This window comes from Acinetobacter sp. UBA801, from assembly GCA_002296655.1.
Lineage (GTDB): Bacteria > Pseudomonadota > Gammaproteobacteria > Pseudomonadales > Moraxellaceae > Acinetobacter.
Window position 1 is genome coordinate 132,736 of record DBIN01000019.1, and the last position, 15,634, is coordinate 148,369.

The window sequence follows — 15,634 nt, forward strand, 5'->3', positions numbered from 1 at the left end:
GAATTGTATCAGTGCGATGTCATAGCATTAAATAGTTTCAAGTGCAGCATTGAATGTTGCGCTTGGACGCATTACTGCATTCACTTTAGCTTGATCTACTGCGTAGTAACCACCGATATCAACCGATTTACCTTGTACTTCCGCAAGTTCAGCAACAATTTTGTCTTCGTTTTCAGCTAAAGTTTGTGCAAGTGGTGCAAACTTCGCTTTTAACTCAGCATCTTCGTCTTGAGCAGCAAGTGCTTCTGCCCAGTATTTTGCCAAGTAGAAGTGGCTGCCACGGTTGTCCAATTCGCCAGTACGACGTGATGGAGACTTGTCGTTGTCCAGTAATTTGCTGGTCGCTTGATCAAGGGTTGATGCAAGTAACTTCGCACGCGCATTGTCTTCTTTAATCCCCATTTCTTCTAAAGAAGCAGCAAGTGCAAGGAACTCACCTAAAGAATCCCAACGTAAGTGGTTTTCTTCAACAAGTTGTTGTACGTGTTTAGGCGCAGAACCACCCGCACCAGTTTCATACATACCGCCACCCGCCATTAACGGAACGATAGACAGCATTTTCGCGGAAGTACCAAGTTCCATAATTGGGAACAAGTCAGTGAGGTAGTCACGTAAGATGTTACCTGTTACAGAAATGGTATCTAAACCACGCGCAACACGCTCAAGCGTATAACGCATCGCACGCACTTGAGACATGATTTGAATGTCTAAACCAGTCGTGTCGTGATCTTTTAAGTATTTTTGAACTTTTTTGATCACTTCATTTTCGTGTGGACGGTACGGGTCAAGCCAGAAGATTGCTGGCATGCCAGAGTTGCGTGCACGAGTAACTGCAAGTTTCACCCAGTCGCGAATTGGTGCGTCTTTCACCTGACACATACGCCAGATATCGCCTTCTTCCACGTTTTGAGTCATCAACACTTCACCAGTGTCAATGTCGGTGATGTTTGCAACACCCGCAGCAGGAACTTCAAAAGTCTTGTCGTGTGAACCGTATTCTTCAGCTTTTTGCGCCATCAAACCTACGTTTGGCACAGTACCCATCGTACGTGGGTCGAAGTTGCCATTCCATTTACAGAAATTGATCATTTCTTGGTAAATACGTGCGAAAGTCGACTCTGGCATTACAGCTTTACAGTCATAAGGCTTGCCGTCAGCACCCCACATTTTACCGCCACCACGAATCATTGCAGGCATAGAAGCATCTACAATTACGTCGTTTGGAGAATGGAAGTTGGTGATGCCTTTTGCAGAATCCACCATTGCAAGCGCAGGGCGGTGTTCTTGGCATGCGTGTAAATCTTCGATGATTTCTTCACGTAAAGAAGTTGGTAAGGTTTCGATCTTTTCATAAAGACCCGCCATACCGTTGTTGACGTTAATGCCAAGTTCTTCAAATAATTTACCGTGTTTTTCAAACGCTTCTTTATAGTAAATTTTCACACAGTGACCGAATACAATCGGGTGTGAAACTTTCATCATGGTTGCTTTTACGTGTAAAGAGAACAAAATGCCTGCTTCTTTACAATCATCCAGTTGTTTTTCATAAAAGTCGCAAAGCGCTTTTTTGCTCATGAACATAGAGTCGATGATTTCGCCATCAAGTAACGCTACTTTTTCTTTCAATACAATGGTTTCACCAGATTGAGTGATGAGTTCCATTTTTACGTTACGTGCGCGGTCAAGCGTCATCGATTTTTCGCCATGGTAGAAGTCGCCTTCATTCATGTGTGAAACGTGAGTTTGTGACCATTGCTTCCATTCACCCATAGAGTGCGGGTGTTTTTTCGCGTAGTTTTTCACTGCAGCAGGTGCACGACGGTCAGAGTTACCTTCACGTAATACAGGGTTTACAGCTGAACCAAGACATTTGCCATAGCGTGCTTTAATCGCTTTTTCGTCTTCAGTGGTTGGGTTTTCAGGATAGTCAGGAATTGCATAACCTTTTGCTTGTAATTCCTTGATACATGCAACTAACTGGGCAACTGAAGCACTGATGTTTGGAAGTTTGATGATGTTGGTATCTGGATCTTGCGTGAGACGTCCAAGCTCTGCGAGGTTGTCGGCTACCTTCTGTTCTTCGCTTAGGTATTCCGAGAATTCAGAGAGTACGCGTGCTGCTACAGAGATATCACTCTTGACAATCTCGATGCCAGCAGGCTTAGTAAAGGTCTCAATGATCGGCAGTAGAGAGTAGGTCGCCAACAATGGCGCCTCATCGGTCAGTGTGTAAATGATTTTTGACTTTCCACCAGCCATATATAGCCCCTTGCTTTGATTGAGTTTTTTAGGAGCGAGATGATAACTCAGCCCCTGCGAACCGATTTGCCTAATTTAACCTTGAGAGTATCGACTCTCTGTGCATTTCAGTCAACGTAATTACAGTGATGACGCCATTTCGCTACGAAATGATCTATCGCGTTTGTGCGAGTCAAGACACGGCTTAATGTAAAAATGAGCCAGTTTAAACCTAAAAATCGCCTTGAGTATTTAGTATTGAAATACTAATCAAATCGTATGATGAAGATATGACATCAAAAATATATGTATATTTTATTATAAATTAACCAGTTGAGGGTTCGACTTAAGTCGAATGTTTGATAAATAACCGATGAAAATGATGGGTGGATATATTTAGTCTATTTATTTTATATGTTTATCAATATGTTGCTTAGGTTTTTTTCAGTGTGATGCAATGTAAATTCTTGTATAGAAGTTGAGATTGTCTTCAAAAAAGGAATGGAAATTTACATTTAAAAAGTCTGATTTAGATTTTAACAGTTTAGATCTATTTTTAAGGGCTAAATTTTACAAAAATCGGCGTATTTTATTTGGTGGTTTGAAGCACAGTTTGATCCCTCTGAAAGCATGGTTCATCGTGATCTCAACTCTTATTCATGCATAGATGAAAAAACAAGCTCGAAAGAAGAGGTGCCGATTTGTGGCACAGTTTTTTAATGGGTTTGAAAGCTTGTATTTTGTGTTAAAGTTTGTAGGTTAACTCTGAATTCAATGGACGAGTTTTGCAGAGAAAATAATTCATAAGGCAGCACACTTTAAATTAACGAGGCAAAAATGAAAATACAGTTGCTGGAAATTGGTCCTGAAACGGAGCAACTCAGTGCTTGCACACTCTCGTTATTATTGGGTGTACATACGCCAAGTAACCAAATTGATGGTTTTTTGAAGTTTGCCCGTCAAATGCTGCAAGTCGATCATGCCATTTTAACTTTTAAAAATGAGCCCTATTTCTGGTATTCCACCAATCAAGTTTTTAAAGCTTTTCATACCAATCCAACTGCACAGTTAGACGCTTTCTTTCAAGGTCAGCAACTGATTGAACATCAACATTCGCAATATGCGAAGTTTGTGAAGCATATTGCAAGTTTGGGGATAGAAGCCGCGCGTGTAATTGCGCTGGATTTACTCAAGACTGATGGTGAGTCGATTGGACAGTTGCTGCTATTTGATCATCGTGAAGAAGCGTTTAGTTTAGGTGCTGTGCCGACAGTGGCGGAGTTTGCTGCAGGTTTGGTACGTTATATTGAATTAAAAGTTGATTATACTGACTTAAAAGAACTGTATGAACAGCAGTCTGCATTGAATTTTAGTAAAACCAAGTTTTTCCAGATTATTGCGCATGATTTGCGTGCGCCATTTCATGGCTTATTGGGTTTTTCCGAGGTTTTGGCGCAAGAGCGCGAAACTTTGGATGATTCTAGTATTCAAAATATAGCCGACTATTTATTCGATACAGCACAATCGACTTATAACTTGTTAGAAAGTTTATTGAATTGGGCAATGGCAGAGGGTGGACGCTTTGTTTATCACCCTATTAATTTTGAGTTAAAGCAATCGACTAAAATTGTTTGTAATGTTTTGAAAAGTTTGGCAATTAAGAAAAATATTGAACTCATTGATCAAGTTGAAGAAGGTATTAAAGTCTATGCCGACATCAATATGATTACCTCGGTGATTCAAAACTTGGTCTCGAATGCGCTGAAATTTACCTTTACCGATGGTACAGGCAAAGTCATTTTACGTGCAGAGCAAACAGAAACCAGTGTAGATATTTATATCCAAGACACAGGTTTAGGCATGACTGCAGAACAACTTGAAACGCTGTTCGAGCCTAAACTTACTGTTAGTTTTAAAGGCACTGCAGGTGAAAAGGGCATCGGTTTAGGTTTGGTGTTGTGCAAGCGTTTTGTCGATTTGAACCACGGGCAAATTGTCGTGGAATCGAAAGAAGGTGTGGGAACGACTTTTAAAGTTAGTTTGCCGATTGCGACCAGTAGCCATCAAGTGTTAAGTAAAGAAGCGTTATTGTCTGAGAAAACTTAATTTTTAACGTTTATATGCACAGTAAGCAAAAGCCTGTCGATGTTTAAATCGAGATTTAAAATCATCCACAGACTTTTGTATCACGATCAATTTGGATCAACTCTTGTATTATTGAATGTTTTGAATTGGACTGCCACCCAACGCTTGCAATAAAGTCACATAGGCATTGTATTGATTTTGCTTGGTCTGCAATAAACTTAAACGCGCATTACGCGTAGTTTCCTGTGCATCTAGCAGGTTTTTTAAGGCAATCGCACCATGCCGATAACGCACCTCGGTTAAGCGTTCAGTTTTTTCTGCCAGTGCTAAATTGCGGCTTTGCAGTGCGACTTGTTGATTCAGCGCGGTTCGTGCCGACAGTGCATTTTCGACATCAGCAAAGGCCTTATATAAAGTCTGTCGATATTGCACAATGGCTTTTTCATATTCCAAAGCATTTACTTTTAAATCACGCTGCATGTCATTCCATTGCAAAAATGGCAGGGTTAAACCAGCACCTAAAGTGGCAATCGGATTTTTTAGGGCATCACTTAAAGAGGTGTGAGCACCTGTACCGACACCTGTACTGAGTGTGCCTGTAAGACTGATAGATGGATAATAACTGGCTCGATTGGCATCTTTATTGGCTAAGGCTTTGCGTAAACGTAACTCAGCTGCGCGCAAATCGGGACGACGTGATAGTAATTCTGCAGGTAAGCCTGCAGTAATGTTGGGTAGACGAACAGCGGCTAAACTCTGTGGTTCATTGATATTCAACATTTGCATAGGTTGATGCAGTAAAACTGCCAAGGCGGTACGCGTTTCAACTTTTTGCTGTGCAATTTGGCTTAAAGTCGATTTTTGACTTTGTAGAGCTTGCTCGGCTTGGTTTAAATCCAGCCCTGAAACTGCACCTGTGCGATATTGTGCATTGACCAATTGATAAGTTTTTTGCGTACTGGCAAGGTTTTGTTGTGCAACAACATAGCGTTCATTTAAATATCCTAATTGCCAATATAAATTGGCAGTGGTCGCAATCAGGCTTTGTGCGGTAGCTTGTAAGTCTTGTTCGGTGGCTAAGGCTTCCCAACGTGCAGCTTCAGTCTGATTGGCAAGTTTACCGAATAAGTCCAATTCATAGCTTAGTCCAGGATAATTCAGCGAAATCCCGCGTGCTGCATCACCGTTGCCCTCTAAACTAAATTGATGCCCTGTAGAAATACCTGCATTGCCAATCCGGACACCTTGCTGACTTTGGCTTTGTTTGGCTTGTAATCTAGCTTGTTGCAAATTTAGTCCTGCAACCGCGAGGTCGCTGTTACGCGCCAAGACTTGTTCAATCAATTGATTTAAAGCAGCATCGTGAAAGAGTGTCCACCAACGGTCTGTATTTAGTTGCGCAAGCACTTGCTGGCTTTTTTGCTGATGGTCAAACTGTTGTGGAATATCTACAGCAGGTGCCTGATAAGGCGTTTTGACTACGGCTGCACAACCCACCAAGCTGCTGCCAAGAAAAAGTGCAATGACAAGTTGGCTGAATTGTCGTGACTTCTGGTTAAATCGCATCATCATTCCTTACTCTAATTGCTTATTCTCTAGATAGCGCATCGACAGGGTTCAGTTGGGCAGCATTACGTGCAGGGATAAAACCGAACACAATCCCAATCAGGCTTGAACAGACAAAAGCGGCTACAATCGAGGTGGTGGAGTACGCCATTTCAAAGGTTCCGCCTGCCACATGGTTAATCAACTGACCAATTCCGAGTGCGAGCAAGACGCCAAGTACACCGCCTAAAATACACACCAAAATGGCTTCAATTAAAAATTGCTGCAAAATATCGCTTTGTCGTGCGCCGACTGCCATGCGTACCCCAATTTCTTGGGTGCGTTCTGTGACAGAGACCAACATGATGTTCATGACCCCAATTCCACCGACCACCAGTGAAATCACTGCAATAGCTGAAACCAGTAAAGTCATCGTGGCGGTAGTTTGTTGGATGGTTTCGCGGATACTGTCGGCGTTTTGAGTAAATACATCCTGCGCACCATGACGCTGTACCAACAAGCTCAGAATGGCATTTTCTGCTGCAGCACTTGGGTATTCATCTTTGACTCGTACAATAATGCTGCGCACATGGCTTTGACCGAGCATGCGGCTCATTACTGTAGAGTAAGGCAAATACACATTTAAGCTGTCGGCATTGCCCATCATGCTTTTTTGTTCTTCGACCACGCCAATAATACGGCTGGGCACACTGCCTAATAAAATCACTTGCCCAACTGGGTTGCTGCCATCACTAAAGAATGTATTTTTGGTGTTGTGATCAATCACCACATCTTGCGCTTGTTCCAATACACTGTGTTTGTCAAAAGGCTGACCCGACTGAAAGTTCATGCCGCGTACATAGAAAAAGTCTTCACTCACACCATTGACTGTAGCAGACGCTTCGGTGTCTTTAAAACGTATTGTGACGTTGCTATTGACCGATGGGCTGACGCCATCCACATAAGGCTGTTCTGCCAAAGCATCGGCATCGGCAGGAATCAGGGTTTTAAGCTGCGATGAGCGCGAGGTATCGCCAAAACCACGCCCCTGAAATACGGTGATGGTATTGGTACCTAAACTGCTGATGTTCTCTAAAATTTGTTTCTGTGAACCATTGCCGAGTGCCACAACAGATACAACTGAAGCGATCCCGATAATAATCCCGAGCATGGTTAAAAAGGTACGCATGCGATGCGCATTCATTGCCAGTAGCGCCATGCGGAACGCTTCACCTAAACGATCAAATACAGAACGCCAAGCTGAAGTTCTTTTTTGTGGCGGATGTTGCAAGGTTTGTTGTGCAATAGCATCTTGATCGGCAGGTGTGTTGGGCTGATCAGAAATAATAAGACCATCACTGATTTCAATAATCCGTGTGGCATTTTTAGCGACATTATGGTCATGTGTGACCAAGATGATGGTGTGACCTTTAGCATTCAGCTCACGTAAAATCCGCATCACTTCAATACCGCTATTCTTGTCGAGTGCGCCTGTGGGTTCATCGGCAAGAATCACATCACCACCATTCATCAAGGCACGTGCAATCGATACACGTTGTTGTTGTCCACCTGAAAGCTGACTTGGGCGGTTTTGAGTTTTATCGCCTAGACCTAAGTCACTGAGCAACGCAGTTGCGCGAGCTTGTCGTTCTTCAACATCGGCACCTGCATAAATTGCAGGCACTTCGACATTGCCCGCAGCGCTTAAATCGCCTAATAAGTGATAGCGCTGGAAAATAAAACCAAAATATTCACGACGCAGCTGTGCCAGTTCATCGGCTTCGAGTTGTCGGGTTTCACGTCCTTTGACTTTATAGCTGCCAGTGGTGGGTTGATCCAGACAGCCCAAAATATTCATGAGGGTGGATTTTCCCGAACCCGACTGACCCACAATGGCAACCAATTCACCTGGGTAAATCTTCAGGTCAATGCCTTTGAGAATCTGTACTGTAGATTCACCCGCAGGGAATTCACGGGTCAGATTGGTGACCTCTAACAGAGGTTGAGACTGACTCATCTTACATTCTCACTGATGGGCCAACACGACCACCACGCTTCGCCGCATCGTTTGAGGTATCAGAACCATCGGCAATAATGACTTGATCGCCCAGTTTTAGGCCGCGAATGACTTGTACCGTTGCACGGTTGTTTAAGCCAAGCAATACCGATTGTGGTCGAGCTGAGCCATCGGCTTGTAGCACGCGTACCATGCCTAAAGAGGCTTTACCCTGATCAACCAAGGCTTTTTCATTGGCTGTCAATTCCAAACGGGCAGGGCGTTTGGCCGAACTGGCATCGGTATTGTCGCGTTCAGTACGTGCGTTGCTGTCTGAATTATTGCTGTTGCTACGACTGCGTGAACGGTTTGCACCTTGCACTGCAGCAGCAGGAATGGTCAGTACATTGCGTGCCTCTGCCAAAACAATGGACACTTGTGCGGTCATATTGATGCGTAGCTTGCCGTCTTCATTTGGTACGTCAAATAAAGCGTTGTAGTACACGGCAGAACTTGAAGATGATGAGGTGTTGTTATTGCTTTCGGTATTGATGGATTTGGGTGCAGGTTCTACCTGACGTAAAGTAGCGTAATGTTTTTTCTCGCTGTTGCCTAAGGTGGTGAAATAAACTGTTTGTCCTTCTTCGACCTTCATCACATCTGCTTCAGAAATTTCTGCTTTCACGGTCATGGTGTCAAGTTTAGCTAATTTAACAATCGTGGGTGCGCTTTGATTGGCGTTCACGGTTTGACCTTCTTCGGTCACAATTGCGACGACAGTGCCATCCATTGGGGCAAGAATACGGGTATAACCTAAATTTTCTTTAGATGTGTCTAAAGTTAGGCGTGACTGTTCAATTTGAGCGTTAATGGCAGCAATTTCTGCTTGTGAAGTTTTATAGTTGGCTAAGGCAGTTTCAAGTTCGGCACGCGAGGTCGCATCTTGCGCATACATGGCTTGTTGGCGCTGATATTCTGCTGCGACTTTGGCGAGATTGGCTTGTCGAACCGCCAATTGTGCCTGTTGGTTTTTAATACTGGCCTGCGCTGTTTTAAACTCATTTTCCTGTCGTACAGAGTCAATTTGGGCAATCAACTGTCCCTGTTTGACCTGATCGCCTAACTGAACATACATTTTTTTGACTTGACCCGAAACCTGCGCGCCAACACTGACCATTTTGGTGGCTTCAAGCACGCCTGTTGCCAAAACCGCACTTTCAATATCTCCACGGCTTACTTCGGCAGTAATGTATTGTGGTTGTTCTTGTTTTGGTTTCAAAAAATACCAAGCGGCAAATGCCAGCATCAGCGCAATGAGAATTCCCACAATAAGTTTGGTCGATTTTATTTTTGGCATGAGTCAAAAAACAGAAAAAATAAATTAAAAAGGATTATAGAAGTGAAAGAAGGATAAATCGTGAATTTTTTAAAGAAATTGCAAATGAGAATTATTCATTATTGGTTTGATCTTGATTTAATCCAATCTGAAAGGGGTATTGTATACATCAAAAAAGTGAAAATAGCATCTAGTCATGCGGTAAGGTGTTTTATTTCATCTCTATGATAATTTTATGAATTTTTATAATAAATGCTGAAAAATACGACTATAGTCTAAGTTGATTAAAAAACCTTATTTTCTATATGGATTTAAATATCAAAAGCAGCTAGTATTTAATTCCATAAAATAATTATGGATTTAATCATTAGGATAATACGGCATCGGGACGATGTAATAAAACACAATTTTATCAAAAAAACTGAGGGGTACATCATGGAGTGGAGTGAGAAATTTAATATCGGAATTGATATGATTGATAATCAACATCGACAAATTCTGGACTATATTAATGCGCTGGATAAAATTCGTGCGACAGGTGCGCGGGAGCAAATCAAAGAAGTTTTGGATGATTTGATTGACTATACTCAATCGCATTTTAGCTTTGAAGAAAATTTGCTGGCACAGGTCAATTATCAATACTTACCATCGCATCGTGGTATTCACGAACTCTTTGTGAAGCGTTTGAATGATTGCCGTCAGCGTTTTGCCAATGGCGAATCGGTAGAGCATGATTTGTATCGTTTGTTGTCTAAATGGTTGATTAACCATATTCAGCATGATGATCAGGATTATGTCGATGCAGTACGCGACAATATGCTGCATTATTTACGTTCGCAGGAACAGAAAAAAGGCAAAAGTTGGTTTGCGCGATGGTTTCGTTAAATATTTGAGAGAGGATCTTTTTCAAAGATTTCTGATTAAGTCTACTGAGTGGGGTGGTTGGGTAACAAACAGCGTTTTACCACAGAGTTCTGTAATGGCTTGTAGCACCAGATGTTCAGGGTTTTCCTTGGACATCCCTTTAATAGAGGCATCGATACGCAATAACAGAGTAGGCCATTGCAAGAAACTATTTGGATTTAAACGTCGCAAAGCTTGCTGGTAAACACTGACTTTGTTTTTCCAAATACCCAGTTGCAAAGCATTTTGTGGTTGTTCAAATAACTGCATCAGCAGGCGCATTTCTTTGCTGATGCTCCACAAAATTAAACTCATAGCTTCACCCGAAGCTATGAGGTATTGAAAAACTTTCATGGCTTGCGCCAGATTTCCCGCCAGTAAAGCATCATTTAAATCGTAAGTGCTATAACGCGATTGATCTTGTAAGCAGGCATATAGATGTTCAATCTGAATCTGTTGAACTTCAGGAAAGGTGTCACTAACCCGCATCAAACTGTTTTTGGCAGCCAAAAGGTTGTGCTCATGATGTTGTTCCAGCCATTGCCACGCATCATGACCCAATTGAATGCCTAGCTTTTCTGCTTCTAAAGCTAAAATCTGTTGACGATCTTTAGGGTAGTTTGCCGTGAGTGCAACATTGACCCCATTGGCATCAATCAACTGAAAAAAACTAGATTTTAGGCTATTGCTATCTTGTTTTGGCATCACCACCAACAGCAAGTTTTGTTCATTGTGCTGAATATAACTTTTCAGTTGTTTGAGTGTGCTGGCATCGGGTTTGATATTGCCGTGTACTTCAACCGCCAATTGGCTTGAAAACAGTGACAAACTGTTCAAAGCATTGAATACATTTTTCCAGTCGCTCACGCTATTTAAGTCATAACGCTGGCGTTCAATCTCTTGTTTTTGCCAACTGGCACGAAAAGTATCGAGCAAGTTCTGTTCGAGTAGAGGTTCTTGACCATGCAAAATCCATGCACCACGTGCTTCATCGACACGTTTGAGAGCTTGTAGATAGTCAAGTTTCATAAAAAAGCACTCAGAAGCTTATTTTGGGTTTGAATACACAGGTGGATTGACCAGAGGTAAACGGTTCGAAGAAATTTGACGCACAATTTGTTGTGCCACATCATCAATAATCACTTCTTTTAAGAATTTTTGTTCCTGATCATCGGTATTCACCGTTGCGACATCGTATTGATAGCTGCGCGATGCCATGACGGTACGAGGTTCGGTAATCGGGTTGCCTTGCGCATCTTCAATACGGAACGTCACACTCAAACGCAATAAGGTTTCTACCAGTTTACCATTCAATTCCAAGCGACGTGGCGTATAGTCAAGTACACGCAGTACGTAGGCATTCGGATCATTGCTGAGTTGTACGCCTGCCGTACCCAGATGAATAGAAAGTTTTTCTTCTAATTCTTCAGCATTGCTCGGTAAAGCTAGGCTCATTTTTGAATAAGCCACAGGTGCAATACTTGGGTTGCTGCCTTTAAGATGAAAACCACAGCCGACTAAGCCAGCACTGAGTCCACAAGTTAAAACAATGACTGCTAAACGTTGGCTAAAGTGCATGTGCTGTCCTCTGTAATATTTTCGAAAGTTCTAAAGTGGAAGTTGAGAATATCTTGATTGTAGGTGCAAAGCCCGTTGACTGACAACGGGCTTTGTTTGGAAATTGTGAAATCCTTCAGAAAGTTCCTTCTCCCTCTAGGATGAGGGGGTACATATTTACCTCTCCCTAGCCCTCTCCTAAAAGGAGAGGGTACTTAAGGATTTAAACAACCAAATTCACTAACTTATTCGGTACCACAATTTCTTTCTTGGTTGGGCCAGTCAAGAATGGTTGTACTTCTGGTAAGGCTTTGGCAAGTGCAAGAATATCCTCTTTAGAAGCATCTATCGCGACATCGAGCTTGCCACGTAATTTACCATTGACTTGTACCACAATCGTTTGAGTACTGCGGGTTAATGCAGACTCGTCGACCATAGGGAATAGGGTAGCGGTTAATTCAATTCCGAACTCTGCCAGTAAGGTCTGGCTTAAGTGTGGTGCAAATGGTGCCAGCAAGGTCAATAACGTCACAATTGCTTCGCGTTCAACCGCAAGGTCTTGTTCGCTCTGTGCTTCAAACTTGTTGCAAGCATTCAAGAGCTCCATCAATGCGGCAATTGCAGTGTTGAATGCATGACGACGCTCAATATCATCGCCTACTTTTTGAATGGTTTCATGGGTTTTGCGGCGTAAGTCTTGTGCTGCTGTAGCAAGTTTGCTGCTGTCAATTGCAGTTACATTACTGCCTTTTTCAAGGAAACCTGCCGCCAAACGCCAAACGCGTTTTAAGAAGCGGTTAGCGCCTTCAACGCCTGCATCTGACCACTCTAAAGACTGATCGGGTGGTGCGGCGAACATCATAAACACACGTGCAGTATCTGCACCGTATTGATCAATAATGGCTTGCGGGTCGATACCATTATTTTTCGATTTCGACATTTTTTCCTGACCGCCAACAATCACTGCTTGACCATCACCCGTGTATTTTGCAGAAAGCACACGACCTTTTTCGTCTTTTTCAAGTTCAATATCGGCAGGGTTAAACCAAGTTTTTTTACCGTTTTCTGCTTCACGATAGAAAGTATCTGCCAAGACCATGCCTTGAGTCAGTAAGTTGGTAAATGGTTCATTGCCTTGTACCACACCTTCATCACGCATGAGTTTGTGGAAGAAACGCGCGTATAACAAGTGCAAGATGGCGTGTTCTACACCACCAATATATTGATTAACCGGCAACCAAGTTTGTGCAGCTTCAGGCTTGACCATACCGCCCGTAAAATCTGGAGATGCATAGCGGGCATAGTACCAAGACGATTCTACAAAGGTATCCAAAGTGTCGGTTTCGCGACGTGCTTCGCCACCACAGCATGGGCAAGTGGTTTGATAGAATTCAGGCATTTTATTTAACGGGTTGCCTGAGCCATCTGGCACAACATCGGTAGGTAAAATGACAGGAAGCTGATCTTCTGGAACTGGAACTTGTCCACATTTTTCACAGTTGATCATTGGAATTGGACAACCCCAGTAGCGTTGGCGTGAAACACCCCAGTCACGTAAGCGGAATTGTACTTTTACATTGGCTAAGCCTTGTGGCTCTAATTTCGCTAAAATTGCATCAAAAGCCGCTTGGAAATCTAAACCATCAAATTCGCCAGAATTGACCAGTTTACCTTCTTTAGAACCGTACCATTCTTGCCATTGGGTTGTGTCAAAGTCCGCATCGTCTGCACCTTTGGCATCAATTACCTGAAGAATTGGCAATTGGAATTTATTGGCAAACTCAAAATCACGCTCATCGTGTGAAGGTACAGCCATCACCGCGCCAGAACCGTAAGACATCAACACATAGTTGGCAATCCACACAGGTAATTCTTTACCTGTTACTGGATGCTTCACAAATAAGCCAGTCGCCATACCTTTTTTCTCGGCAGTGGCAAGGTCAGCTTCTGCTACAGAACCCATACGGCATTCTTCAATAAAGGCTTTTAATTGCGCATTGTTTTCTGCTGCTTTTAACGCCATTGGATGTTCTGCAGCCACAGCCACATAAGTTGCACCCATTAAGGTATCGGCACGCGTGGTAAATACAGTCAGACCCTCTGCATAAACTTCAGGATTTGCCGATGGGAATGTAATTTCCATCCCTTGCGAACGACCAATCCAGTTACGCTGCATGGTCAAAACTTGCTGCGGCCAGCCATCTTTTAAGGTTTCTAAATCATCTAATAATTCTTGGGCATAATCGGTAATGCGGAAGTAGTACATTGGAATATCACGTTTTTCTACCAATGCACCTGAGCGCCAACCACGGCCATTTTCGACCTGTTCATTGGCCAAAACTGTTTGATCGACAGGATCCCAGTTGACTGTCGAGAGTTTGCGATAAATTAACCCTTTTTTATACAATTGCACGAATAACCATTGTTCCCAGTGATAATACTCTGGGGTGCAGGTGGCAAATTCACGATCCCAATCTACCGCCAAGCCCAATTTTTTCAATTGATCGCGCATGTAGGCGATATTTTCAAAAGTCCATTTAGCAGGGGCAACCTGATGCGCAATCGCTGCATTTTCTGCAGGTAAACCAAAAGCATCCCAACCCATAGGTTGTAAAACGGTTTCACCCTTCAAACGGTGAAAACGACTAATTACATCCCCAATGGTGTAGTTACGCACGTGACCCATGTGCAGTTTGCCGCTTGGGTAAGGGAACATCGAGAGGATATAACGATGTGGACCTTCGACAGTGTCGGCAACTTTAAAGGCTTTGCGAGATTCCCAGTCGCTTTGGACTTGAGGTTCAATCGCACTGGCTTGATATTCAGGGTCAATGTGAGTAGTCATAAGGTTAAATCAGGAATAAACGGTTAAAAAAGTGTGTCACACAGCATAGCGCAAAATGCAGTAAAAAGTGAATTTTGCGCGCTGGATTGTGCAGGAAAATTTAAGCAGCCAATATTTTGCAGGCTAAAAATTAGAAAACGGCTGGATTGTCACGCTCTGGTTGTGCTTTATTCAAAGCATCATTGGCTTCGCGTTGCTGCTGATCCATGGCTGGATTTCCTGCAGGATGATTGGTGGTTGGTGTCGCTTGTTGGTTTGTTGCATTTGCAGCAGTAGATGTAGGGTTCGCAGTAGAATTTGCCGGAGTGGCAACGGTTGGTGCTGAATTTCTCCAGCCATAAGTGTCGACTTTACCTTTTTTCTTGGCTGTTTTTGGTGGCGGTGTCGTGGTGTAATGGGTTGAACCATTTGCATCGACCCACTTGTAATATTGTTTTGCAGAAACAGAACTGGTTGCAAAAATTAAAATCAAGCATGCAGAAAGACAACTCAAGCGGATCATTGGCGTTTTCATGTTTGGAAGTCCTGAGCAAAAAGGGTAAATGGCAGAAAACCAATTACAAAAATCATGTTGGCTAAATTTTAGCAATAATTCCCTATGAAGCTAGGGTTTGTTGATATTTTTTTGATGATTTTTATCTGGAATAGCGCCCATTTAAAACTGGGGCATTGGTTTACCTATTTGCTGGCTAAAATGAGCTGAAATACGTTGGTTAATCATAACCAAGCGCTTTATATATTTTTTGATTCATTAGACCTCTTGCGAAAGTAAAAACTACCTCAATATAGATTTCATGAAATATCAGAAATTAAACCGTTTTTCAGATTCTGAATTCCAGCGCTTGGTTGGCGTACCTCGACCAGTTTTTAGTGAAATGGTCGAAGTTTTAAAAGAAGCAGAATCACTTAAAAAGAAATCTGGGCGTCCTCATACTTTAGCTATAGAGGATCAATTGTTATTAACACTCAATTACTTACGGAATTACAGCACTCAATTGGAATTGGCTGCAAATTACCATATCGCTGAAAGCAATGTGAATCGAACTATTAAAAAGGTTGAAGATGCATTAATGAAATCAAGACGTTTTACCCTGCCAAAACGAAGTATTACCACAGCAGACGAACAATT

At 42.6% G+C, this 15,634-nt stretch carries 11 protein-coding genes; 3 read left to right on the forward strand and 8 right to left on the reverse strand.

All coding sequences use genetic code 11. The features are described 5' to 3' along the window. Window positions 1-27 precede the first annotated feature (27 nt). A complete protein-coding gene (locus B2W49_RS03560; protein ID WP_291334375.1) occupies window positions 28-2,259 on the reverse strand; it encodes an NADP-dependent isocitrate dehydrogenase in 2,232 nt (743 codons plus the stop codon). A gap of 816 nt (window positions 2,260-3,075) precedes the next feature. On the opposite strand from B2W49_RS03560, the gene B2W49_RS03565 reads away from it, so the two are divergent. After that, complete coding sequence (locus tag B2W49_RS03565) at window positions 3,076-4,344, forward strand: sensor histidine kinase (RefSeq protein WP_291334376.1); 1,269 nt, start codon at window positions 3,076-3,078, stop codon at window positions 4,342-4,344. 108 nt (window positions 4,345-4,452) lie between these two features. Here the strand turns inward: B2W49_RS03565 and B2W49_RS03570 are convergent, their stop codons facing one another. Genes B2W49_RS03570 through B2W49_RS03580 form a run of 3 tightly spaced genes read right to left on the reverse strand, consistent with a single transcriptional unit; the run spans window position 4,453 to window position 9,221 of the window. Continuing rightward, a complete protein-coding gene (locus B2W49_RS03570) occupies window positions 4,453-5,889 on the reverse strand; it encodes an efflux transporter outer membrane subunit (protein ID WP_291334377.1) in 1,437 nt (478 codons plus the stop codon). A 22-nt stretch (window positions 5,890-5,911) separates the two neighbouring features. Beyond that, window positions 5,912-7,885 carry a MacB family efflux pump subunit gene (locus B2W49_RS03575; RefSeq protein WP_291334378.1) on the reverse strand — a complete coding sequence of 658 codons (1,974 nt, stop codon included), beginning with the start codon at window positions 7,883-7,885 and terminating at the stop codon, window positions 5,912-5,914. Window position 7,886: 1 nt separating this feature from the next. Continuing rightward, a complete protein-coding gene (locus tag B2W49_RS03580) occupies window positions 7,887-9,221 on the reverse strand; it encodes an efflux RND transporter periplasmic adaptor subunit (RefSeq protein ID WP_291334379.1) in 1,335 nt (444 codons plus the stop codon). Between the two features lie 414 nt (window positions 9,222-9,635). Between B2W49_RS03580 and B2W49_RS03585 the strand changes: the two genes are divergently transcribed. Next, the gene (locus B2W49_RS03585) at window positions 9,636-10,085 is read left to right on the forward strand and encodes a bacteriohemerythrin (protein WP_291334380.1); all 450 of its coding nucleotides are present in this window, start codon (window positions 9,636-9,638) and stop codon (window positions 10,083-10,085) included. 21 nt (window positions 10,086-10,106) lie between these two features. Here B2W49_RS03585 and holA read toward each other — a convergent pair whose 3' ends face one another. The 4 genes from holA to B2W49_RS03605 form a co-directional block, all read right to left on the reverse strand. Continuing rightward, the gene (gene holA, locus B2W49_RS03590) at window positions 10,107-11,132 is read right to left on the reverse strand and encodes a DNA polymerase III subunit delta (protein ID WP_291334381.1); all 1,026 of its coding nucleotides are present in this window, start codon (window positions 11,130-11,132) and stop codon (window positions 10,107-10,109) included. An 18-nt stretch (window positions 11,133-11,150) separates the two neighbouring features. Continuing rightward, on the reverse strand, window positions 11,151-11,681 hold the full coding sequence (gene lptE / locus B2W49_RS03595) for an LPS assembly lipoprotein LptE (protein ID WP_291334382.1): 531 nt from the start codon (window positions 11,679-11,681) through the stop codon (window positions 11,151-11,153). Between the two features lie 202 nt (window positions 11,682-11,883). Then, on the reverse strand, window positions 11,884-14,505 hold the full coding sequence (gene leuS / locus B2W49_RS03600; protein WP_291334383.1) for a leucine--tRNA ligase: 2,622 nt from the start codon (window positions 14,503-14,505) through the stop codon (window positions 11,884-11,886). Window positions 14,506-14,635: 130 nt separating this feature from the next. Further along, window positions 14,636-15,007, reverse strand: a complete 372-nt coding sequence (locus B2W49_RS03605) for a DUF4124 domain-containing protein (protein ID WP_414630577.1) — start codon at window positions 15,005-15,007, stop codon at window positions 14,636-14,638. A gap of 292 nt (window positions 15,008-15,299) precedes the next feature. Between B2W49_RS03605 and B2W49_RS03610 the strand changes: the two genes are divergently transcribed. Then, window positions 15,300-15,634, forward strand: a 335-nt coding sequence (locus B2W49_RS03610; protein ID WP_291334385.1) for a transposase family protein, incomplete at its 3' end; no start/stop codon positions are given.

Coding starts and splice junctions, on each gene's coding strand:
- B2W49_RS03575 (WP_291334378.1), bottom strand. CDS start 7,885: ATGAGTCAGTCTCAACCTCTGTTAGAGGTCACCAATCTGACCCGTGAA.
- leuS (WP_291334383.1), bottom strand. CDS start 14,505: ATGACTACTCACATTGACCCTGAATATCAAGCCAGTGCGATTGAACCT.
- B2W49_RS03565 (WP_291334376.1), top strand. CDS start 3,076: ATGAAAATACAGTTGCTGGAAATTGGTCCTGAAACGGAGCAACTCAGT.
- B2W49_RS03570 (WP_291334377.1), bottom strand. CDS start 5,889: ATGCGATTTAACCAGAAGTCACGACAATTCAGCCAACTTGTCATTGCA.
- B2W49_RS03580 (WP_291334379.1), bottom strand. CDS start 9,221: ATGCCAAAAATAAAATCGACCAAACTTATTGTGGGAATTCTCATTGCG.
- lptE (WP_291334382.1), bottom strand. CDS start 11,681: ATGCACTTTAGCCAACGTTTAGCAGTCATTGTTTTAACTTGTGGACTC.
- B2W49_RS03605 (WP_414630577.1), bottom strand. CDS start 15,007: ATGATCCGCTTGAGTTGTCTTTCTGCATGCTTGATTTTAATTTTTGCA.
- B2W49_RS03585 (WP_291334380.1), top strand. CDS start 9,636: ATGGAGTGGAGTGAGAAATTTAATATCGGAATTGATATGATTGATAAT.
- holA (WP_291334381.1), bottom strand. CDS start 11,132: ATGAAACTTGACTATCTACAAGCTCTCAAACGTGTCGATGAAGCACGT.
- B2W49_RS03560 (WP_291334375.1), bottom strand. CDS start 2,259: ATGGCTGGTGGAAAGTCAAAAATCATTTACACACTGACCGATGAGGCG.